Here is a 20465-nt window from a genome sequence, read left to right on the forward strand (position 1 = left end):
AAACAAATTTTTAAATACAATGGGCATGGTGCTATCCGCACTTGTCGATGCAAAAGCTGTTGCAACTACATTAAACAAATAAGGAGAGATTATAATGAACAACATTACATTTAACAAATCAGACTTTATCGGACTTGCAAGTGGAGCTACTCTTCTTACAGCTTTCATTTACACACTTGCTCAAGGTCTTATTTAATACTTTGTTTCCCCAAACCCCTTTATATATAGAAAAAGCTGCTTGTCTTATAGACAAGCAGCTTTTTAGTTTGTTTCATATATAATCTGACCTGTTTTCGTCATATCATATCCACCAATCGCTTTTAATTCATTATGAAATTCTTCCGATTGCAGAATATCTTTCACGACTTCGATCAGCTCTTCATTTTCTTTATTCTTCAAAATCACTAAATCATACTGTTCTTTCATGATTGGAACAAAGTCTACATTTACAATTTGTGAAAACTTTTCTGATCCTACTCCCACATCAGCTTTTCCATTCGCGACTTGTGTGGCAACACCAAGATGATTCGATTCTTCCCATTCATATCCACTAATACGTTCTTTATTTAACTTTTGAATGCGTAGCTGTTCATCCACTAATACTCTAATGCCAGAGCCTTTTTCTCGATTTACAAATCTTATAGATGATTGAGATAAATCATCCCATGTTTTTATATTTTTAGGATTCCCCTTTTGCACATAAAACCCAACGTTCCTTGCTAATAAATTAATCATAGTACATGGTTGTCCAACTAAAATACGTTTTACGTAAGGAACATTATATGTACCCGTTTCGCCATCAAACAAATGCAAGCTAACGATACTTCCTTCTCCTTGATACATCTTTACTAAACTTGTTAAACTACCTTGATATGCCCTTAATATATTTGAACTTGGCAGGCAATTTTCTATACGTTTCGCCAGCATATCTAACGTTAGTTCTTGTCCGCTAATAATACATGTATTCAAGCCTCTACTATCTTCGCTCTTTACAGGAGTACCTTGTATTCTCCCTGTTTTCATTTGCTTTATATATTGTTCTAAATCCGTTGCATCAATGCGCATCTGTCTACCAATTCTATAAGAAGGCAGTTCTCCTTTTTTAATTAGATCGTATACAGTTAATTTTGATACTTTTAATCGCTTCGCTACTTCTTCCGTTGTGTAGGAATGATGATCCATAGACGATTCCTCACTTTCTTCCTTCATTGTAACAAAGAAAAGAATATTTCTCCTATATTAAAAAAACAACTACATCGTTCAAATTATATTCAATTATAACTAGTTATAACTAGCTATAATTAGTTATAATTAATTATGTCAAAATGAAAGGGGATTTTTTTATGAACAAGTTTACATTACGATCCATCGGGGCACTTATTCTTTCTTTTCTTCTTATATTTAGCGTTGCATGTACAAGCGGAGACAAGAAAGAGAAATCAACTGCTAAAGAAGGAAAAACAGTTGAGCTTACTATATCAGCTGCTGCAAGCTTACAAGATGCACTAAAAGAAATTGAAACAAAATATAAAGAAACAGAACCTAATATTAAGCTTTCTTTTAACTTCGGTGCTTCTGGTGCACTTCAACAACAAATTGAACAAGGTGCACCTGCTGATTTATTCTTCTCAGCAGCCGAAGATAAATTCCAAACTCTTGTTAAAAAAGGATTCATTAATGAAAAAGAAGGGAAAAATCTTCTTGGAAATGAACTCGTTCTAGTTGTCCCAAAAGATAGTTCTCTTAAAAAAATTCAAGATTTAAAAGATGAAAAAATTAAGAAAATCGCACTTGGTACACCTGAATCTGTACCTGCGGGAAAATATGCAAAGGCCTCTCTCACACACGAAAATCTATGGAATGACATTCAAAATAAAATCGTATTTACAAAAGATGTTCGCCAAGTGTTAACATATGTAGAAACAGGTAATGTCGATGCTGGTATTGTATACAAAACAGATGCTCTTATTTCAAACAAAGTAAAGATTGGCGAGACAGCGGCAGCTACTTCTCATGAGCCTATCCACTATCCATTAGGTGTTATAAAGGAATCTAAGCATAAGAAAGAGGCGACCTCATTTTATGAGTATTTGCAATCAAAAGATGCACAATCTATCTTTAAAAAATATGGGTTTACAGTCCTATCATAATTGCCATGAGCTTTGATGCTATTTTGTCACCAATCTTTCTATCTTTACGAGTAGCTGCATGTGCCACCATTATCGTTACCATTTTAGGGACGATTATCGGACGGACTTTAGCACGCTCCTCATGGCGATATAAAGTTATATTAGAAACAATTTTCTTATTACCAATGGTGCTTCCACCAACTGTAATTGGCTTTTTTCTCATTATCATTTTTGGAAATAATAGTCCCATTGGAATGTGGATAGAATCCTTGTTTCAGCAGTCTATTATGTTCACATCTACTGCTGCGATCATTGCTTCTACAGTTGTTGCATTTCCGCTTATGTACCAATCAGCAAAAACAGGATTTTCTATCGCGAATGTACAAATTGAAGAAAGTGCTCGTGACCTTGGTGCAAGTGAATATCAAGTTTTTCTACACGTCACACTTCCACTTGCATTTCCTGCCTTACTAAGCGGAATGATTTTGAGCTTTGTTCGTGCGCTCGGTGAGTTTGGTGCTACACTTATGTTTGCTGGGAACATTCCTGGTAAAACACAGACTATCCCAACTGCAATTTATATGGCGATTGATGCAAGTAATATGCAACTCGCTTGGACACTTGTAGTTATCACTATCAGTATGTCACTCCTATTTCTGCTATGTATCCAGCTTATCAATAAAAAAATTACCAACTCTTAAAGCAGCTTTTTTCGAAGCTGCTTATTTATTTCTTAGGAAATAAAATATACCTTCGGGAAATAACTGAATTTTACCTCTTATTAAAATATACATTTTATTTGAATTCACTTTCTAAAATAGGCAATTTCCTGTTATTATATGGAGGTGTTTCAAAAAATGAAGAAATGAAAACGCATTTATATCGTAAATTCTTCATCCTGTTTTAGCGATCGGTAATCTTCTACTCTATTAGTGGGGCATTACCGATCGTTAGAACGATATGTAATTATATTGGTATAGGAAATCGAAGGGAGTCTTGTAATGGACATTTTATTAGCGCTTCTTCCTGCAATTGCATGGGGAAACATCTTATTAGTAAGCGTAAAAATGGGCGGTGGTGCATATAGCCAAACGGTAGGTATGACAATCGGTGCTCTATTCTTCGCAACAATTATGTATGTATTTACTCAACCAGCTTTAACAATGACAGTCTTGATTGTTGGTTTTATTTCAGGTTTATTCTGGGCTTTAGGACAAGTAAACCAATTAAAAACAGTTGAAAAACTAGGTGTTTCAACTACTGTAACAATTTCTACTGGTATGCAACTTGTTGCAACTTCTATCTTTGGAGTTATCGCTTTCCGTGAGTGGACTACTACAACAACGATTGTTCTGGGAACGATTGCAATCCTATTAATCGTAGTTGGTGTTGTATTCACATCATTAGATGACAAAGAAAATGCACAGCCACCAGGACAATTGAAAAAAGGACTTCTTACTTTAATTGTTTCTACTTTCGGCTACCTTGTATATGTAATTATTATTCGTTGGTATAATATCGATGGTTGGTCTGCTATTTTACCACAAGCAGTTGGTATGTTTGTTGGTGCGGTTGTACTGACATCTAAACATAAACCATTTAACAAATATGCAATCCGTAATGCTTTATCTGGTTTACTATGGGGAACTGGAAACTTATTCTTACTTCTTTCATTACCACGTGTCGGAGTAGCAACAAGCTTCCCATTATCTCAAACTGGAATCGTTATCTCAACATTCGGTGCGATTGTCTTCTTAGGTGAAAAGAAAACAAAACGTCAATTGATCTTTATTGCACTAGGTAGTGTTTTAATTATCGGCGGCGCTGTATTGTTAGGTATGACAAAAGCATAAACTTATAGTCTATTAATCCCTGAAGCGGTTATGCTTCAGGGGTTTTTTATTACAACTATTTTTTAAGTATAATAATTTTTATAACCTTATTTGTATTAACCCTCCTCCCTCCATTTTCATCCTTTTCACGATAAGCCTTATCCTTTTACAAAATTCTCTTAGAAATGGTATCGTTTTTTATAACATATCTTCACTAGAAAGGAATAAAGGATATGCTAACTAAACATCGAATTTTATTTATTGGTGCTGGTCGTATGGCAGAAGCTATATTTTCCGGATTACTTAAAACAAGCAAAGAATACATCGAAGAAATTATCGTTTCTAACCGAAGCAACGTAGAAAAGCTAAAGCAATTACAAGGGCGATATGATGTGTCTACTACAACAGATTGGAAGCAGCATGTTACATCTGTTGATACGATTGTTTTAGCAATGCCACCTTCTGCACATGAAGAATTATTAGCAGAATTATCTCCGTTACTATCGAATCAACTTGTCGTAACGGTAGCTGCTGGCATTGGTCCATCTTATTTAAAAGAAAGACTTCCCGGGGGGACACCTGTTGCTTGGATTATGCCAAATACAGCTGCTGAAATTGGCAAGTCTATCTCCTTATATACAATGGGACAATCAGTAAACGAAATGCATCAGGAAACCTTGCAACTGCTTTTAAGAGGGATTGGTACTTCGCAACTTTGCACTGAGGAAGAAGTTCATCAGCTTACTGCCGTTACTGGAAGTGCACCAGCTTTCCTTTATTACTTTGCTGAAAGCTTAATTGAAGCAACAAAAAATTATGGAGTCGATGAAGCAACTGCCAAACACCTTGTCATTCAAATGATTTCTGGCTCTGCTTCTATGCTTGAACAAACGCAAGATCCAGCTAACCTCCGCGAACAAGTAACAACACCAGGTGGTTCCACAGCTGAGGGTCTCAAAGCTTTATATGAATATAATTTTTCAGAGGCAATTCAAAAAGCAGTAGAAGCAACAAACAAAAAAGCTAGGGGGAAATAATATGAATTTAACAAGTTTAAAAGACTATACAACATTACATAACGGTGTAAAAATGCCTTGGTTCGGTTTAGGTGTTTTTAAAGTAGAAGATGGTTCAGAAGTAATTGAATCTGTAAAATCAGCAATTAAAAATGGCTACCGAAGCATTGATACTGCAGCAATTTATCAAAACGAAGAAGGCGTTGGACAAGCAATCCGTGAATCCAGTGTTTCACGTGAAGAATTATTTATTACATCAAAAGTATGGAATAGTGATCAAGGATATGAAACAACACTTCAAGCATTTGAAACTACATTAGAGAAATTAGGTCTAGAATATTTAGATTTATATTTAGTACATTGGCCTGTAAAAGGGAAATATACTGAATCGTGGAAAGCGTTAGAAAAGCTTTATAAAGATGGCCGTGTTCGTGCAATTGGCGTGAGTAATTTCCATATTCACCACTTACAAGACGTATTTGAAATTGCTGAAATTAAGCCAATGGTCAACCAAGTGGAATACCACCCACGTTTAGCACAAGAAGAATTACATGCTTTCTGTAAAGAACATAACATCCAGCTTGAAGCTTGGTCACCATTAATGCAAGGACAGCTACTAGATAACCCAACATTACAAGACATTGCGACAAAATATAATAAATCAACTGCACAAATTATTTTACGCTGGGATCTACAAAACGAAGTTGTAACAATCCCTAAATCTATTAAAGAACATCGCATTATTGAAAATGCAAATATATTCGATTTTGAATTAAGTGCGGATGACATGAAAGCAATTCAAGCTCTAAATGAAGATCGTCGCGTTGGTCCAGATCCAGATAACTTTAACTTCTAATAAAAAAACCACTGCCATATGCAGTGGTTTTTTCGTCAAAGAAAACTGAAAATTTAAACTATATTTCATTCGGTTGACACTTCATTATCCAAGGTGTAAGATTTTGAATTATCAAAGAAACGCAAAAATTAATAAAGTTTATTCGTTTACTCATTGTATCAAGAGAGGTGGAGGGACTGGCCCTTTGAAACCTCGGCAACAGGTTCGTTTTGAATACTGTGCCACTTCCTGCAAGCTTTATGCTTGAAAGATAGAATGAGGGACTTCGTTTATATACGGGTGCATAACTTGTACGTAAAAATCCCTCTTTCTCAATATGAAAAGAGGGATTTTTTATTTTTCATTTCCCTCATCATCATCCAAACTTAATTATTTAGGAGGAAAATCAAATGAAAAAGAAGTTTGTACCCGGTATTGCGTCAGTTGTAGGAGTAAGTATTTTATTAACTGGTTGCGGTAGTTATAAAAACGAAGCAAGCGGAGCAAATGCAAAAGACGAGGCGCCTAGTAAGCAGGTTTTAAACTTATCTTCACCTACTGAAATACGAACAATGGATACAGCTCGTGCTACAGATACTGATTCTGGTCAAGTAATGAGAAACGTATTTGAAGGTTTGTATAATCTTGGTGAAGGTAACAAACCTGTCCCTGGTGTTGCAAAATCTCATGAAGTAAGTGGCGATAAAAAGAAATACACATTCCACCTGCGAGATTCAAAATGGTCAAACGGCACTCCTGTTACAGCGAAAGACTTTGTCTTCGCTTGGCAAAGAGCTGTTGATCCAGCAACAGCCTCTGAATATGCATTTCTATTCTTTGATATTAAAAATGCAACAAAAATTAACAACAAAGAACTTCCAGCCGATCAACTTGGTGTAAAAGCAATTGATGACCATACGTTTGAGGTAGAATTAGAACGCCCTGTTCCGTACTTTATTAGCTTAACAGCGTTCCCAACATTTCTACCAATTAACGAGGAATTCTTTAAAGCACAAGGTGATAAGTACGCTTTAGAAGACAATACAATCTTGTACAACGGAGCTTTTACACTAAGCGATTGGAAGCACGAGCAAAGCTTTAAATTCAAGAAAAATCCTACCTATTGGGATAAAGATACTGTCAAACTGGAAGAAATCAATTTTAACGTCGTAAAAGAAAAATCTACAGAAGTAAATTTATTCGAGTCAAAACAATTAGACCGTATAAAACTAACATCTGACTTCGTTGATAAATATAAAAAAGATGCCAACTTTAAAGAACGGCCGAACGTAGGGGTACAGTTTCTACGTATGAATCAACAAAATAAAGTACTTCAAAACGTTTCTGCACGCCAAGCAATCGATCAAACAATCGATCGAAAATCCTTTGTAAATACGTTATTAAATGACGGCTCTACACCAACCTCTAGTCTCGTGCCGAAAAACTTCGCAAAAGGACCTGACGGAACAGACTTCCGTACTGCAAACGGTGATTTAACAAAGGTTGATACAAAATCTGCACAAGAATTATGGAAAAAGGCGAAACAAGAACTTGGATCTGAAAAAATAACGTTAGAACTATTAACAAGTGACGGTGACCTTGAGAAGAAAACTGGTGAATTCTTAAAAGGACAACTAGAAAAGAATTTAGATGGCTTAACAGTAAAAATAAAGCCGCAACCACGTAAACAACAAGTTTCACTTTTATTAAAAGGTGACTACGAAATTGGAATTGACGGCTGGAGCCCTGACTTTGCGGATCCAATTACATTCCTTGAGCTATTTACAACGAATAACCCTTACAACTTAGATCATTACTCTAATAAGGAGTTTGATGAAACAATAGCAAAAGTGAAAACAACTTTAGCTGGTGATGAAAAAGCTCGCTGGGAAGCATTACTAGCATCCGAGAAAATATTATTTAAAGACTCTGTTATCGCTCCTCTTTACCAAAAAGGCGAATCTTATTTAGAACGTTCTTATGTGAAAGGAATTGTGCAAGTGGACTTTGCAGGGCAATTAAACTTCAAATGGGCAAAAATTGAAAAATAAAAGGCAAGCTGAATTGAAGTTTTTCTATCTACAGCAATTATTTTATTGGAAAAATGTATTAAAAGCGGATTCTCAATAAGAGAAAATCCGCTTTTTTAGTATATTATTTTAAAAAATTAATACTCAACTTTTTATTATTGACATATAGTTATTTCCAGTGTTAATATTCTAAATAATCAAAGAAACGAAATATTTAACCATCAAAATATAATGTCTTCTACGCTGAAACATATAACGATAGATTATAGTTCAGCATGTATATACATATAGAACACCTGATTACCTACATGCACATATCTATAATAGGTTTTCTCTTCTTCTATAGTTACACTTCAAGACACGGACATTATGACGTTACGAACAACACATTTAGGGAGGAACGAACAATGAAGAAAAAAGTTGTACCTGTTGTTGCATCTGTGTTAGGGGCAAGTCTATTACTAACTGCTTGCGGAGGAAATAAAGATAACGCAAGTGGAGCGAAAGCAAATGATAAAGCACCTGATAAACAGGCAATTAACTTATCATTTGCTTCAGAAATTCCAACAATGGATGTTGCAAAAGCGACGGACGGGGAATCCATGAACGTAATGCGAAATGTGTTTGAAGGTTTATATGCAATGGGAGAAGATAATAAACCGATTCCTGGTGTTGCTGAGTCAGTTGACGTTAGTCCCGATAAAACAAAATATACATTCCACCTGCGTGATTCAAAATGGTCAAACGGTACTCCTGTTACAGCAAAGGACTTCGTCTTCGCTTGGCAACGTGCCGTAAGTCCTGATACAGCAGCTGAATATGCATTCTTATTCTTCGATATACAGAATGCGAAACAAATAAGCCAGAAACAATTGCCAATTGATCAACTAGGGGTCAAAGCTCTTGATGATAAAACGTTAGAAGTACAACTAGACCGTCCTGTTCCCTACTTCTTAAACTTAACGACATTCTCAACATTCTTACCAATTAATGAAGATTACTTAAAATCTCAAGGCGATAAATATGGTTTAGAAACAAATCATTTAATTTACAACGGGGCTTTCACATTAGATAACTGGAAACACGAGCAAAGCTTCCAATTGAAGAAAAACCCTAACTATTGGGATGCTAAAACAGTAAAATTAGAAGAAATCAACTTCAATGTCGTTAAAGATAAGTCTACAGAAGTTAACTTATATGATTCAGGACAAATTGATCGTGTTGCTTTAACTGCGGAGTTTGTTGATAAATATAAGGGCGATTCAAACTTCAAAGAACGTGCTGAAGTTGGTATTCAATTCTTACGACTAAATCAAAAAAATGAAACATTAAAAAATCAACATGCACGCCTTGCTATTAACGGGGCAATGAATAAAAAAGCATACGTAGAAACAATTTTAAATAACGGTGCCGTTCCAGCTGAAGGAATGGTTCCTACGAAATTCGCAAAGAGTCCTGAAGGCAACGACTTCCGTAAAGAAAACGGAAACCTAGTCAAAGATGATGTGAAAACAGCGAAAGAAAACTGGAAAAAAGCGAAACAAGAACTTGGTACTGACAAAGTAACAATCGAACTATTAACAAGTGATAATGCTTTAGCTAAAAAGACTGGTGAATATTTAAAGGGTGAACTAGAAAAGAACCTAGATGGATTAACAGTAAATCTAAAACCGCAACCACGTAAACAACAGTTGAAACTGCTATTAAGTGGTGACTATGAAATCGGAATTGATGGCTGGGGCCCTGACTTCTCTGACCCAATTACATTCTTAGATTTATTTACAACAGATAGTGCTTATAACTTCGATAAATACTCTAACAAAGAGTACGATGAACTAATCCATAAAGTGAAAACAGATTTAGCTGGCGATGAAAAAGCACGCTTTGAAGCAATGAAGCAAGCTGAAAAAATCCTATTACAAGATGGTGCTGTCGCTCCTTTATACCAACAAGGTCGTTCTTACCTACAACGCTCTTTCATTAAAGGGCTTGTAACAACTGACTTCGGCGGTGAATTTAACTACAAGTGGACAGAAGTTGCAAAATAATAAAATAAAAAGGTATCCAATCACAGGATACCTTTTTATTTTATACTTCTTTAACTACATGACTTCTTCTCTTTACTATTCCTTTTATAGATACAGTAATTACCGCTACCAATTGCGTAACTAATATAATGACTAATAATGAAATAATATTTTTCTCTAGACTAACTCCCCCAAATATTATTGTATAATAGCCATTTGCTGCATATGTTGCGGGAAATACTTCACCGATTGTTTGATATGTTTTAGAAAGCATTTCATGCGGTACAATTACACCCGAACTTACGAGTTGTAACGATAGTGAAATTATATTAAAGATCATACCTGCATTTCCGAAAACAGCTATGAACATTTGTGTTAATGAAAGAAAGGCGAAGAAGACTATCGCTTGAAACATCCATATACTCCATACTGCTTCATGTATTTCAATTTGAAATCCTCTCATCAAACCAATTGTAATACATGCAAGTAAAATTGATACTGTACTGTTAATAACCTGTCTTGATACAAAATTACTCCAACCGTTCTTTACTTCCTTTGCAACTTTTGATAGTTCCATACTCATGATCATGGCTCCTACAAATGAAGCTAATACCATCATTAGTGGTACCATGTTAACCGAAAATCCTTTTGCATCATTTACTCTATGCACTGTAAAACTAATTGAATCTTCGTTTAACCCTTTTATTACTTCTACATTTTCAGGCCCTACAGCTTGTAATTTCCCCACAATCGCTTGTTTTTTATAACTTGTTATCTCTTTATTTACATTGTCTCGAATTTGTTTTGCGGCTCCTTCCATCAGTTGCTTTGCCATCATGGCATTCGCTTGATTAATGTGAAAGTTTAAATTTGATTTTCCTGTTTCATTTATATCCTTTGAAAAAGAAGCAGGAATTTCAATAATCATATCGTATACATGGTCATTCATTGCTTTATTTGCTTTTTCCACAGACTGTTCTGCTTTCACCTGAAATGGTAAACTTCTCTGTAAGCCTTCTGCTATTTTACTACCTATATTTCCATCTTCATTCACAATAGCAATACGCATTTGGTCTGCCCTTTCATTCACTCCATCATATGCCGTTAACCAAACACAAAAGAAAACAAGTTGGAACGATAGCGCTACTACCATTCCAATATACGTACCTGGTCTTTTTAAAAACTGTTTTAATGTATCCATCTTCCCGCTCTCCCGTCCAGCAAGCAAGCACTTACTTGCATTTTGTTTTTAAATAAATACTAGGGTCTTAAAGCCCTAGCATATAAAACTATATTATTCTCAATAAATTTCTCATCATCGATTTCCATAAGTCGGTTTTCAAAACGTAATTTAGATAAGAAGTAACCAAAATTAATCCATATAAAATTCATTACTTGCGCTTCAATATTTGTATGAATAATCTTTCCCTGTTCCTGCATTTCAGCAAAATATATGATTAATTCTTCTTTTAACCCTTTTGGAATTTTGGAGATTTCCTCATCTAATTCAGGAAATTCCCTCGCCTCACGTATACCGATAGAAATAATGTCTTTTATGCTATCTAAAAATTTATGATAATGCCTCGCTAAGTTCTTTAAATCCGTTTCTAATTCCCATACAATTTCTGTTTGTAAAAAATGTTTTAAATGCGGGACATATGAAAATTCAGCAACCGCCGCTTCAATAACACCCTTCTTACTTTTAAAATTGCGAAATATCGTTACTTCATTAACACCAGCACGCATTGCAATTTCCTTCGTTGTTGCCGCCGTATATCCCTTTTCTTTCACTAATTCAATTGCTGCTTGAATAATTTTTTCTGCTGTCTTTGAGCGCGCCATAAAAAACCTCTCTCCCTAATGCAAGTGATCACTTACATTTAGATTATATACCTTTTCTAATTATTGTCAATAATCCTCTTCTCCCTCTTTTTGCACAGAACCAAAACTCATCATAAATATAAACACAAACATCAAATATGTTCTCCATGTCAAAGAAGGTATATGCCCTGACCAAAGATAGCTAATTAAATAATTAATTCCCATAATACAAGACGATATTACTAAACTAATACTTATTAGTTTTGCATATTTGAGCATGTCTTTTCTCCTTATTTTTCTATCTCTTCAAATTGCAGATTTACCGGTTCTTCTAGTAGTGTTTCATAAAAGTTTTCAGCCAAATCTGTTGAAGGAATTTTTTCATCCACTTCATCAAATCGAATACTATCTAGCCACACACAACCTTCTCCTGATAATAAAACGCCAAATGCAATACCAAGCGCTCCTTCTTTTATATCTAATACAACCGAGTAAGATTGCCAGTTATTCGTATTTTTAATTGGGCGATTTTGCATATTATCCATAGCGAGCGGTTCCGTATCGGTTCCGTCTACTCGCATCCACAACCCTGCCCAATCTCTTACGTTCTCACTCTTAACAAATGCTGTAAAACGTAATCTTTTACCTACATATTTATCGGCTCGGAAGATTTGCATTAATGTTGAAAATCCTCCATGCGTAACATTCTCTTTTGCTTTTATGTATGCAGATACTTTTCCTTGATGGACAACTTCATAATCTAACCCCATCTCATATTCAGCAGGATGACTTCCACTTAATACCCACCCTTTCGGTATACCTTTTTGCATTGAAACACCCTCTCTTTCTATATAAAATGACTGGAAGTACTTTCGATATTTCTTCGGTGGCAATTGAAACATTTTTTTAAAAGCTCTCGTAAATGCCTCTTGTGAGGAAAAACCGTATTGCACTGCAATATCAATAACAGTCCTCTCCGTTGACACTAAGACTTGCGCAGCATGAGTTAACCTTCTCTTTCGAATATAATCCGTTACACTCATCCCAATATACCTTTGAAAAATACGATGAAAATGGTACATCGATACCGCACTGTGAGATGCCACTCTTTCTGTTGTAAGCTCCTCATGTAAGTGAACCTCTATATATTCAATTGCTTTTTTTATCATTTCTTTATATTCTTCATGCATTTTAGTACCTCCTCACAACCTTAATTTACCATATACATACAAATTGTTTTTGATTTAAATTGCGGATTGAACTTTGTGAATACAAGTTAATAATTTATTTGCAACACATACATAATTACATGTTTTTTGGAAAAACTTGTATAGAACCAATTTACATAAGGAGGAAATTATAATGAGAATTTTACTATCAGTTTTATTAGCGCTTATGCTAGTACCTGTATTAACAGGATGTAAAGCTCCTGCAAAAGAAGATACAACTTCTAATAAAAAGACTACAGAAGAGGCAAAGAATGAAGCCCCTGCTGATTTAAAACTAAACTTCAATGAATTTAGTTTAGATGCAGACTATCAAGATACGAAGAAAGACTATGAGGCTGATTATAAGAATGTAGCAGCAGATAAAAAAATGGAAGCAAAACTTGAAGACCACAAATCAAATGCAAACTTTACAGGTGACGAGGCTATTACAAAATTAAGCCCACTTCTACAAGAATTAAAATTTGATAAAGATACACCTGACCAAGAAGTAATTGATCAAGTAGTAAACGTGTTCAAACTTGATAAAGACTACCAAAAGTTTGATTTAGAAGTTGTCTTCTCTGATGGAACGAAAAAAGAATATAAAAGAGAAATAAAGTGAAACTTTAATCAGTGGGGGTTTTCTTCATCCCCCACTGATTATCAGCCTTCACCAATCGGACTTTTATGGGCAGTTGACCCCCCACCTATATTCTTTGCTTTCGCTGAATTTTGAGGTGGGGGTCTTACTGCCCATTAAAGCGGGATAAAATAAAGAAGTAGGCGGTTGCCTACTTCTTTATTTTTGCATATCTTAAATCTGGTTTAGATCCAACATAATATTGAAGTCCAGATACCGTTTGTTTCTGTAAATAAGAATCCGACGGGAATATAATTGGGATTAATGGTGAATCTGTAAACATAATATCTTCTGCTTTATGCAGTAAGTCAAAACGCTTATCTTCATTTTGTTCCACTTCTGCTTCTTTCACTAAAGCATCAAATTCTTTATTATGCCATTTTGCATAGTTGTTTGGACCATCACCTGCATATAAATCTAATTTAGTAATTGGGTCTAATAAAGAACCGCCCCATCCCATATAAGCTAATTGGAAATCACTTTGCTTATATGTATCGATGTAACTCTTCCACTCTTTATTTTCTAATTTAATATCTACGCCAAGGTTTTTCTTAAACATTTCCTGCATTGCTTCTGCTACTTTTTTATGCTGTGTATCCGTTGTGAATTTTAATGTTACCTCAGGTAATGTAGACCAACCTTGTTCTTTCATACCTTCTTCTAGTAATTTTTTCGCTTCTGCTGTATCAAATTTAACGTAATCACCTTTTTCTTTACGGAAATCACGACCACCTTGTGTTTTCGCTCCTTCCGGAACGAATGCATATGCTTCTTGCGCATTATTCTTATACAGTTTTTCAACGATAAACTTACGATCAACTGCTAATGAAAATGCTTTACGTACTTTCGCATTTGTAAATGGCTCTTTTTCTACATTAAACGAGTAAATGTAAGATGAGAAGCCCGCAACACGTTTATATTCTTTATTCCCTTTTTCTTTCTCAATCATCTCTTGTGGTAAGCCACTTAATAAATCTAGTTCTTTTGATTTATACAATTGATACGCTGTTTTAGAATCTGGAATAATACGAAACTCAATTTCTTTTAACGTTACCTTTTTATCATAGTATTCTTTATTTTTTTGTACTGTAATAGCTTGGTTATGCTTCCATTCTTTCAACGTGAATGGTCCATTTGTAATTAACTCTTTTGGATCTGTTTTTAATTTGTTGTTATCATCAATTGATTTTTTAGATAGTGGAATAAACAATGAACTCGCTAATTTTTGTTTAATAGAAGCAACTGGGTGCTCAAGTGTTACCTTTAATGTTTGAGGATCAACAACTTGAATACCAACTTGGCCTTCTTCACCTTTTCCAGTATTATATGCCTCTGCACCTTTAATAAAATACATTTCTGTTGCATTCATAGAACCTGTTTTCGGATTTAATAATCGCTTCCATGCAAATTCAAAATCATTTGCTGTAATAGGAGCACCATCTGACCATTTAATATCTTTCTTTAAATGGATTGTATATTCAGTTCCATCCGCATTTACTTCTTCTTTTTCTGCTAACTCATTTTGGTATTTCCCATCGCTATCTTGCGTATATAAGCTTGAGAATAAATGTCCAATTACATAACCTGATGTGCTATCCGTTGCAATAGCGGAATCGAGTGTATATGGATCGCTACCAATATTCGTTACTAATCGATCCCCTTCTCCCTTACCAGCACTCGCCTTTTGTGCCTCTTTTTTACCACAAGCGACAGAAGTAATTGCTAATACGGTCATAATGACAAATAATAAAAACTTCTTCATCCCTACATTCTCCTTTAACCCGAAATTTTTGGTGTTGACGCTAATAATGTTTTTGTATAAGAATGTTGTGGATTCCGGAACACTTCATCCGTATTTCCAAATTCAACAAGTTCTCCTTTATATAAGACAGCCACTTTTTCACATAAGTAGTGAACCATCGGCAAATCGTGCGCGATAAATAAATATGTATAACCTTGCTCCTTTTGAATTTTCTGCAATAAATGTACAACTTGAATTTGCAATGAAACGTCTAATGCCGAAATTGGTTCATCAAGAATTAATACCTCAGGCTCACATAATAACGCCCTTGCAATAGCGATCCGTTGACGTTGTCCTCCGCTAAATTCGTGCGGGTAACGATCAATATATCGTCTATCTAATCCAACACGTTCTAGCGCATCACCTGCGACTTTATCTTTCAGCCTTTTATCGCCTAAACCGAATGACATATAGCCTTCTGTTACGCTATCGCGTACTTTCCAGCGCGGATTTAATGCAGCTGTTGAATCTTGAAAAATGAACTGTACTTTCTGCAAGAAATCTCGTTTATGAGCTGACTTCAACTTGTGGACAACTTGACCGTTATAATCAATTTGACCAGACGTTGGGCTCTCGATCCCAGCTATGAGCTTACCAAGTGTTGTTTTTCCTGAACCACTTTCTCCAATAATGCCAAGTGTTGTTCCTTTCGGAATAGAAAGTGATATTTCTTTTAGCGCTGCAATTTCTTTCTTTTTACTTCCATACGTTTTCGTTACTTGCTTTACAGTAATTAAATCTGTTGTCATGAGGCATTCACCTTCTCTTTTGATTTCGCTTGGTTATGCTCTAGAACATGCTGCCAACAATGTGAACTGTGTTCTCCAGAATATGTTGTTCTCTCTGGGAAACGATGAATGCATTCTTGTATTGCTACTGGGCATCTATTTACAAATGGGCACCCAAAGCTGTTCAATGTTTCAATTGATGGTGTTGTTCCCTCAATTGCCCTAAGTACCTTTTCAGCATCATCCATATTCGGAATAGCTTGCAATAAACTTTTCGTATACGGGTGCTTCGGTGAACCTATTACTTCTTGTATCGTCCCTTTTTCAACAACACGTCCCCCGTACATCACAACTACTCGATCTGCTACTTCACGTACAAGTGCCAAATCATGTGTAATTAATAAAATGCTCGTGTTTTGTTTTTCTTTTCTCGCCTTGAGCAACTCCATAATTTGCTTTTGAATCGTTACATCTAATGCAGTTGTAGGCTCATCTGCAATAACGAGCTTTGGGTGACAAGCAAATGCAATTGCTAAACAAATACGTTGTCTCATCCCTCCACTTAATTGATGTGGATACTGTTCAAAACGTTTCTCTGCTTCATGTATCCCTAAATCATTTAATAAGTTAATTGCAATTTCTTTTGCTTCTCTTTTCGATTTTTTCTCGTGTTGCAAAATTACTTCTGTAATTTGTCTTCCTACCTTCATCGTCGGATTTAAAGAAGACAGAGGGTCTTGAAAGATAAAAGAAATATCTTTCCCTCGAATTTGATTCCACTCTGATTCTTGTAAATTCGTTAATCCTTGAGATTGGAAAGAGATACTTCCATCATCGATGTGAATAGACTCTTGATTTAGTCCAATAATAGATTGTGCTGTAACACTTTTTCCTGAACCACTCTCTCCTACAAGTGCAACGATTTCACCTTCGTTAATAGAAAAGGAAACATGTTTCACAATCGCTTGCTTACTATTCTCTTTTTCAACGGCTAACGTTACGTTTTCTAAAGATAAAAGCTGTCCCATGTTTTTTCTCCTTTCGATTCCTTTTTACGATTTTTGGATCAATTGCATCTTGCAAACCATCACCAATTGCATTAAATGCAAACATAATGAGCGCAATCATGATTGCTGGGAAGAATAATTGCCACCATTCTCCGCTCAGTAATGTCCCGAGTGCATCGTTCGTCATCGTTCCCCAGCTCGCTGCCGGTGATTGTACTCCAAGTCCGATAAAGCTTAAAAATGATTCTGAGAAAATAGCTGCCGGAATTGTAAATGATAAATTTACGATAATAATGCCTGTTAAATTCGGAATGATGTGTCCGTATATAATCTTCATATGCGATGTACCTAATCGCTCTGCTGCAATAACAAATTCTCTTTGCTTTAAGGATAATACTTGTGCCCTAACGAGACGTGCCATGCCAATCCATCCTGTTAATGCAAGGGCAATAATAATTGTAAAAAGCCCTGGTTTCATAACGATTAATAATAAAATAACAATTAATAAATATGGGATACCGTATAACACTTCAATCCCTCGTACAATCCACTCATCAATTAACGTTCCAAGGCGACTACGTCCTCTCACATATCCACTAAAGCCACCGATTAGTACACCAATTCCTATATCAAGAGCCGCTGCCACTAATCCAACTGTTAGTGAAATTTTCCCTCCAGCCCAGGTGCGCGCCCATATGTCTCTTCCTAGATCATCTGTTCCGAACCAATGCTCACTACTAGGGGGTAAGTTTGTTGCTTCTTTTACTTGTTCACTCGCAGTAAATGACGTTAAACTTTCGCCAATCAGTGAAAAAACAATAATTAGTAATAGCGTCACTGCCCCTAAAACTGCTATAGGGTTTGATATAAACTTGCGAAACACTTCCTTCTTTCGGCTAATCGTTTGCTGCTCTTTATTTATCGTTAATTCTTTTTTCTCTTCATTCGTTAATAACTGTTTATTGATTTCATAAACTCCCATTTAAATGTCCCCCCTCCTTACGTAATAGAACGAATACGTGGATCAACAATACGGTGAATAATATCTGTAACGAAAATACAAGAAATTAATAATGCACTATAGAAAATCGTCGTTCCCATAATGACCGGATAATCCCGGTTAAAAATACTATCTACAAAATATTTTCCTAGACCAGGAATGGAAAATATTTTTTCAATAACGAAAGTCCCTGTTAAAAGTCCAGCCATTAACGGCCCAACAAATGTAAGAACTGGAACAATTGCATTTCGAAGGGCATGCCTTATAATAATCTTCTTAATTGGTATACCTTTCGCTCTTGCTAATTTAATATAATCACTCTGCAATACTTCAATCATATTAGAGCGAACAAATCTCGTAATCACTGCAATTGGTCCTAATGCTAATGCGAAGGATGGCAATACCGTATGTTCGAATGTGCCCCAAGACGCTACTGGTAACAATTCAAACTGTATAGCAAATACTTGTATAAATAGTGGCGCTAAAATAAAACTTGGAATAGATATACCGAGAATCGCAAGTAAGCTCACACTATAATCAATTACTTTCCCATGATATAGGGCTGCAAATGTACCTGCTGCAATTCCGACTAATAATGAAATAATAAGTGCTTGTAAACCAATAATTGCTGACGGACCAAATCCTGTCGTTATAATTTCTGATACACCTTGACCTGTAGATTGAACAGATTCACCAAAATCAAAATGAACTACGCCATCTAAATAAGCGACATATTGATTCCATAACGGTTCATCGAGGTGATACTTCGCCCTCATATTCTGTATTACTTCCTCTGGAAAGATTTTCGCATCTGATGAAAATGGATCCCCAGGAATGATATGCATAATCAAAAATGTTACTGTCGTAATGACCCATAGCGTGAAAACCATAACCGATAGTTTTTTAATAACATACACTTCGATAACCCCCTAAACAAATGAATTTACTTTGTTTTATTGACATATTTGTTCCTATTACTTTTCCGCTTCTTAAAATACAAAAAGCCTTGATCTTAAAAAATAAGATCAAGGCTTAATAAACGAAGGCCCATCACTTATCTTTCAAGACTTGCTTGCTGGAATTAGCACGGTGTTCCTACTACAGAACCCGCTGCTGAGGTGTCATAGGGCCAGTCCCTCTACCTCTCTGGATAAGTAAATTGCTATATTATTATTTGGTTCAAATTGTATATTTCGAATTATAATTCTGAAAAAATGAAAAGTCAATCAAATTGGATATATTTAGAAAAATCAGTTTTTAATGTCGTTTATCGAAATTACGGTTTTCACTTATAATAAAAAGAAATACTGTTAAAGGAGTTATAAGATGGATCCCTTACTTCTTGCTACTATAGGATTACCCTTAACAATCGTTATACTTGTCATCATCGGGGTCTATAAAGTGAAACTTTAATCAGTGGGGGATGTTCATCCCCCACTGATTATTAGTTGAACCAATCGGGCTTTTACGGGCAGTTGATCCCCTACCTAACTTCTTTGCTTTCACTGAATTTTGAGGTGGGGAGCTTACTGCCCGTTAATGCGAGATAAACTCTTTATTAAAAAGAAACGTATCACTTCTTTTTATACTCCATGCGATAATATTACCGGTCAAACCATTTCTGAATTTCACGAAGAACAGAAGGCATTAGTATCCGAGGATGAAGACGGAGATGGTAAGAAGAAAAAATAACCTTGCGCATACGCAAGGTTATTTTTTCGTTTCTGCTTGAAAACGTTTATAGTATGTCGATGCTGTTGAAAAATTAATTTCTATATCACGAATCAAAGATGAATCTTCTTCTTTAGCTAACTTCTGTAATTTTTTCATCGCTTGTTCTGCTTCATTTAAGAAGCCAACATACATTTCATGTTCTTGTTCTTTCGACTTCGGCACACGAATTTCTTTACGTATGTGATCTATATCTTCTAACATGCCCGTTGTTACCTTCTGCACGTCTTCTTTATATGTAGCATTCGTTATTTCCTTACCGCCCTTTTCTTTTGCCACTTCCCATAACTGTAATGCTTTATTAATTTCTTTATTCATTTTCATATCGTATTTTTCATGTACTGCACGGTATTCTTTCATCTCTTCTGTTTGCTCAGTAGATTGCTCTACCTTTTCTTTCGGTTCTTTCGTATCTTTATTTCCATTACATCCCGCTAGAAGGATCATACTTCCCATTACAGCAATACCCAAAACCTTCTTCATCTCTTCTTCTCCTTTTATCTACAGCTACTACTCATTATAGTTTCTTATATCTTCACTTGTTATTATACCGAGAACATCCTACTTTTTACACTTAAGACGATAGCTTAATATACATGCCTACATTTTTGTCACAGTATCGTCACTTTATGCAAATAACTTTTGCATCACCTTACGAAG

The 20465-nt window shown here is 35.4% G+C and carries 21 protein-coding genes and 2 riboswitches; of the genes, 10 read left to right on the plus strand and 11 right to left on the minus strand.

Annotation, left to right across the window (positions count from 1 at the left end; genetic code table 11):
• The first annotated feature begins 94 nt into the window (after window positions 1-94).
• The gene (locus tag ACUXEY_RS23305) at window positions 95-196 is read left to right on the plus strand and encodes a DUF3948 family protein (protein WP_001060017.1); all 102 of its coding nucleotides are present in this window, start codon (window positions 95-97) and stop codon (window positions 194-196) included.
• Between the two features lie 65 nt (window positions 197-261).
• Here the strand turns inward: ACUXEY_RS23305 and ACUXEY_RS23310 are convergent, their stop codons facing one another.
• Window positions 262-1209, minus strand: a complete 948-nt coding sequence (locus ACUXEY_RS23310; protein WP_461301708.1) for a substrate-binding domain-containing protein — start codon at window positions 1207-1209, stop codon at window positions 262-264.
• A 134-nt stretch (window positions 1210-1343) separates the two neighbouring features.
• On the opposite strand from ACUXEY_RS23310, the gene modA reads away from it, so the two are divergent.
• The 7 genes from modA to ACUXEY_RS23345 all read left to right on the plus strand — a co-directional run bounded on the left by modA (window position 1344) and on the right by ACUXEY_RS23345 (window position 9890).
• Complete coding sequence (modA, locus tag ACUXEY_RS23315; protein ID WP_461301709.1) at window positions 1344-2150, plus strand: molybdate ABC transporter substrate-binding protein; 807 nt, start codon at window positions 1344-1346, stop codon at window positions 2148-2150.
• Window positions 2151-2155: 5 nt separating this feature from the next.
• Complete coding sequence (modB, locus tag ACUXEY_RS23320; protein WP_144616122.1) at window positions 2156-2830, plus strand: molybdate ABC transporter permease subunit; 675 nt, start codon at window positions 2156-2158, stop codon at window positions 2828-2830.
• A gap of 300 nt (window positions 2831-3130) precedes the next feature.
• Entirely contained in the window at window positions 3131-3982 is an 852-nt protein-coding gene (locus tag ACUXEY_RS23325) for a GRP family sugar transporter (RefSeq protein WP_000353549.1), read from the plus strand.
• 212 nt (window positions 3983-4194) lie between these two features.
• Complete coding sequence (proC, locus tag ACUXEY_RS23330) at window positions 4195-4998, plus strand: pyrroline-5-carboxylate reductase (RefSeq protein WP_461301710.1); 804 nt, start codon at window positions 4195-4197, stop codon at window positions 4996-4998.
• Window position 4999: 1 nt separating this feature from the next.
• Window positions 5000-5833 (plus strand): aldo/keto reductase, encoded by an 834-nt coding sequence (locus ACUXEY_RS23335; RefSeq protein WP_461301711.1) that lies wholly within the window; start codon window positions 5000-5002, stop codon window positions 5831-5833.
• A gap of 152 nt (window positions 5834-5985) precedes the next feature.
• Window positions 5986-6090: riboswitch (SAM riboswitch) on the plus strand.
• 132 nt (window positions 6091-6222) lie between these two features.
• Complete coding sequence (locus ACUXEY_RS23340; RefSeq protein ID WP_327957706.1) at window positions 6223-7863, plus strand: peptide ABC transporter substrate-binding protein; 1641 nt, start codon at window positions 6223-6225, stop codon at window positions 7861-7863.
• Between the two features lie 386 nt (window positions 7864-8249).
• Window positions 8250-9890 (plus strand): peptide ABC transporter substrate-binding protein, encoded by a 1641-nt coding sequence (locus ACUXEY_RS23345; RefSeq protein WP_461301712.1) that lies wholly within the window; start codon window positions 8250-8252, stop codon window positions 9888-9890.
• A 40-nt stretch (window positions 9891-9930) separates the two neighbouring features.
• Here ACUXEY_RS23345 and ACUXEY_RS23350 read toward each other — a convergent pair whose 3' ends face one another.
• From ACUXEY_RS23350 to ACUXEY_RS23365, 4 genes are all read right to left on the minus strand, one after another.
• Complete coding sequence (locus ACUXEY_RS23350) at window positions 9931-11070, minus strand: YhgE/Pip domain-containing protein (RefSeq protein ID WP_461301713.1); 1140 nt, start codon at window positions 11068-11070, stop codon at window positions 9931-9933.
• A 59-nt stretch (window positions 11071-11129) separates the two neighbouring features.
• Complete coding sequence (locus ACUXEY_RS23355; protein ID WP_429601085.1) at window positions 11130-11711, minus strand: TetR/AcrR family transcriptional regulator; 582 nt, start codon at window positions 11709-11711, stop codon at window positions 11130-11132.
• 66 nt (window positions 11712-11777) lie between these two features.
• A complete protein-coding gene (locus ACUXEY_RS23360; protein ID WP_166705211.1) occupies window positions 11778-11969 on the minus strand; it encodes a hypothetical protein in 192 nt (63 codons plus the stop codon).
• 11 nt (window positions 11970-11980) lie between these two features.
• Complete coding sequence (locus ACUXEY_RS23365; RefSeq protein ID WP_461301714.1) at window positions 11981-12880, minus strand: helix-turn-helix transcriptional regulator; 900 nt, start codon at window positions 12878-12880, stop codon at window positions 11981-11983.
• Window positions 12881-13052: 172 nt separating this feature from the next.
• Here ACUXEY_RS23365 and ACUXEY_RS23370 point away from each other — a divergent pair, with 172 nt between their 5' ends.
• The gene (locus ACUXEY_RS23370; RefSeq protein WP_144616106.1) at window positions 13053-13520 is read left to right on the plus strand and encodes a YusW family protein; all 468 of its coding nucleotides are present in this window, start codon (window positions 13053-13055) and stop codon (window positions 13518-13520) included.
• Window positions 13521-13689: 169 nt separating this feature from the next.
• On the opposite strand, the gene ACUXEY_RS23375 is transcribed toward ACUXEY_RS23370, so the two are convergent.
• From ACUXEY_RS23375 to ACUXEY_RS23395, 5 genes are read right to left on the minus strand one after another with little or no spacing between them, the layout of a single operon-like run.
• Window positions 13690-15300 (minus strand): peptide ABC transporter substrate-binding protein, encoded by a 1611-nt coding sequence (locus tag ACUXEY_RS23375; protein ID WP_461301715.1) that lies wholly within the window; start codon window positions 15298-15300, stop codon window positions 13690-13692.
• A 14-nt stretch (window positions 15301-15314) separates the two neighbouring features.
• A complete protein-coding gene (locus ACUXEY_RS23380) occupies window positions 15315-16088 on the minus strand; it encodes an ABC transporter ATP-binding protein (protein ID WP_461301716.1) in 774 nt (257 codons plus the stop codon).
• The gene (locus ACUXEY_RS23385) at window positions 16085-17095 is read right to left on the minus strand and encodes an ABC transporter ATP-binding protein (protein WP_461301717.1); all 1011 of its coding nucleotides are present in this window, start codon (window positions 17093-17095) and stop codon (window positions 16085-16087) included. The genes ACUXEY_RS23380 and ACUXEY_RS23385 overlap by 4 nt, the downstream gene beginning before the upstream one ends.
• Complete coding sequence (locus ACUXEY_RS23390) at window positions 17052-18056, minus strand: ABC transporter permease (protein WP_461301718.1); 1005 nt, start codon at window positions 18054-18056, stop codon at window positions 17052-17054. The genes ACUXEY_RS23385 and ACUXEY_RS23390 overlap by 44 nt, the downstream gene beginning before the upstream one ends.
• Window positions 18057-18073: 17 nt before the next feature.
• Window positions 18074-18991, minus strand: a complete 918-nt coding sequence (locus tag ACUXEY_RS23395) for an ABC transporter permease (RefSeq protein WP_461301719.1) — start codon at window positions 18989-18991, stop codon at window positions 18074-18076.
• 134 nt (window positions 18992-19125) lie between these two features.
• A riboswitch (SAM riboswitch) is annotated at window positions 19126-19231 on the minus strand.
• A gap of 382 nt (window positions 19232-19613) precedes the next feature.
• Between ACUXEY_RS23395 and ACUXEY_RS23400 the strand changes: the two genes are divergently transcribed.
• Entirely contained in the window at window positions 19614-19766 is a 153-nt protein-coding gene (locus ACUXEY_RS23400) for a DUF3951 domain-containing protein (protein ID WP_166705204.1), read from the plus strand.
• Between the two features lie 18 nt (window positions 19767-19784).
• On the opposite strand, the gene ACUXEY_RS23405 is transcribed toward ACUXEY_RS23400, so the two are convergent.
• Window positions 19785-20288, minus strand: a complete 504-nt coding sequence (locus ACUXEY_RS23405; RefSeq protein ID WP_429601080.1) for a hypothetical protein — start codon at window positions 20286-20288, stop codon at window positions 19785-19787.
• Between the last annotated feature and the right edge of the window lie 177 nt (window positions 20289-20465).

The sequence above is a fragment of the Bacillus sp. F9_6S_D1_P_5 genome, from assembly GCF_054823925.1.

Excerpts from the sequence above, each read along its gene's own strand:
- ACUXEY_RS23305 (WP_001060017.1), top strand. The coding sequence starts at position 95 with ATGAACAACATTACATTTAACAAATCAGACTTTATCGGACTTGCAAGT.
- ACUXEY_RS23310 (WP_461301708.1), bottom strand. The coding sequence starts at position 1,209 with ATGAAGGAAGAAAGTGAGGAATCGTCTATGGATCATCATTCCTACACA.
- modA (WP_461301709.1), top strand. The coding sequence starts at position 1,344 with ATGAACAAGTTTACATTACGATCCATCGGGGCACTTATTCTTTCTTTT.
- modB (WP_144616122.1), top strand. The coding sequence starts at position 2,156 with ATGAGCTTTGATGCTATTTTGTCACCAATCTTTCTATCTTTACGAGTA.
- ACUXEY_RS23325 (WP_000353549.1), top strand. The coding sequence starts at position 3,131 with ATGGACATTTTATTAGCGCTTCTTCCTGCAATTGCATGGGGAAACATC.
- proC (WP_461301710.1), top strand. The coding sequence starts at position 4,195 with ATGCTAACTAAACATCGAATTTTATTTATTGGTGCTGGTCGTATGGCA.
- ACUXEY_RS23335 (WP_461301711.1), top strand. The coding sequence starts at position 5,000 with ATGAATTTAACAAGTTTAAAAGACTATACAACATTACATAACGGTGTA.
- ACUXEY_RS23340 (WP_327957706.1), top strand. The coding sequence starts at position 6,223 with ATGAAAAAGAAGTTTGTACCCGGTATTGCGTCAGTTGTAGGAGTAAGT.
- ACUXEY_RS23345 (WP_461301712.1), top strand. The coding sequence starts at position 8,250 with ATGAAGAAAAAAGTTGTACCTGTTGTTGCATCTGTGTTAGGGGCAAGT.
- ACUXEY_RS23350 (WP_461301713.1), bottom strand. The coding sequence starts at position 11,070 with ATGGATACATTAAAACAGTTTTTAAAAAGACCAGGTACGTATATTGGA.
- ACUXEY_RS23355 (WP_429601085.1), bottom strand. The coding sequence starts at position 11,711 with ATGGCGCGCTCAAAGACAGCAGAAAAAATTATTCAAGCAGCAATTGAA.
- ACUXEY_RS23360 (WP_166705211.1), bottom strand. The coding sequence starts at position 11,969 with ATGCTCAAATATGCAAAACTAATAAGTATTAGTTTAGTAATATCGTCT.
- ACUXEY_RS23365 (WP_461301714.1), bottom strand. The coding sequence starts at position 12,880 with ATGCATGAAGAATATAAAGAAATGATAAAAAAAGCAATTGAATATATA.
- ACUXEY_RS23370 (WP_144616106.1), top strand. The coding sequence starts at position 13,053 with ATGAGAATTTTACTATCAGTTTTATTAGCGCTTATGCTAGTACCTGTA.
- ACUXEY_RS23375 (WP_461301715.1), bottom strand. The coding sequence starts at position 15,300 with ATGAAGAAGTTTTTATTATTTGTCATTATGACCGTATTAGCAATTACT.
- ACUXEY_RS23380 (WP_461301716.1), bottom strand. The coding sequence starts at position 16,088 with ATGACAACAGATTTAATTACTGTAAAGCAAGTAACGAAAACGTATGGA.
- ACUXEY_RS23385 (WP_461301717.1), bottom strand. The coding sequence starts at position 17,095 with ATGGGACAGCTTTTATCTTTAGAAAACGTAACGTTAGCCGTTGAAAAA.
- ACUXEY_RS23390 (WP_461301718.1), bottom strand. The coding sequence starts at position 18,056 with ATGGGAGTTTATGAAATCAATAAACAGTTATTAACGAATGAAGAGAAA.
- ACUXEY_RS23400 (WP_166705204.1), top strand. The coding sequence starts at position 19,614 with ATGCGAGATAAACTCTTTATTAAAAAGAAACGTATCACTTCTTTTTAT.
- ACUXEY_RS23405 (WP_429601080.1), bottom strand. The coding sequence starts at position 20,288 with ATGAAGAAGGTTTTGGGTATTGCTGTAATGGGAAGTATGATCCTTCTA.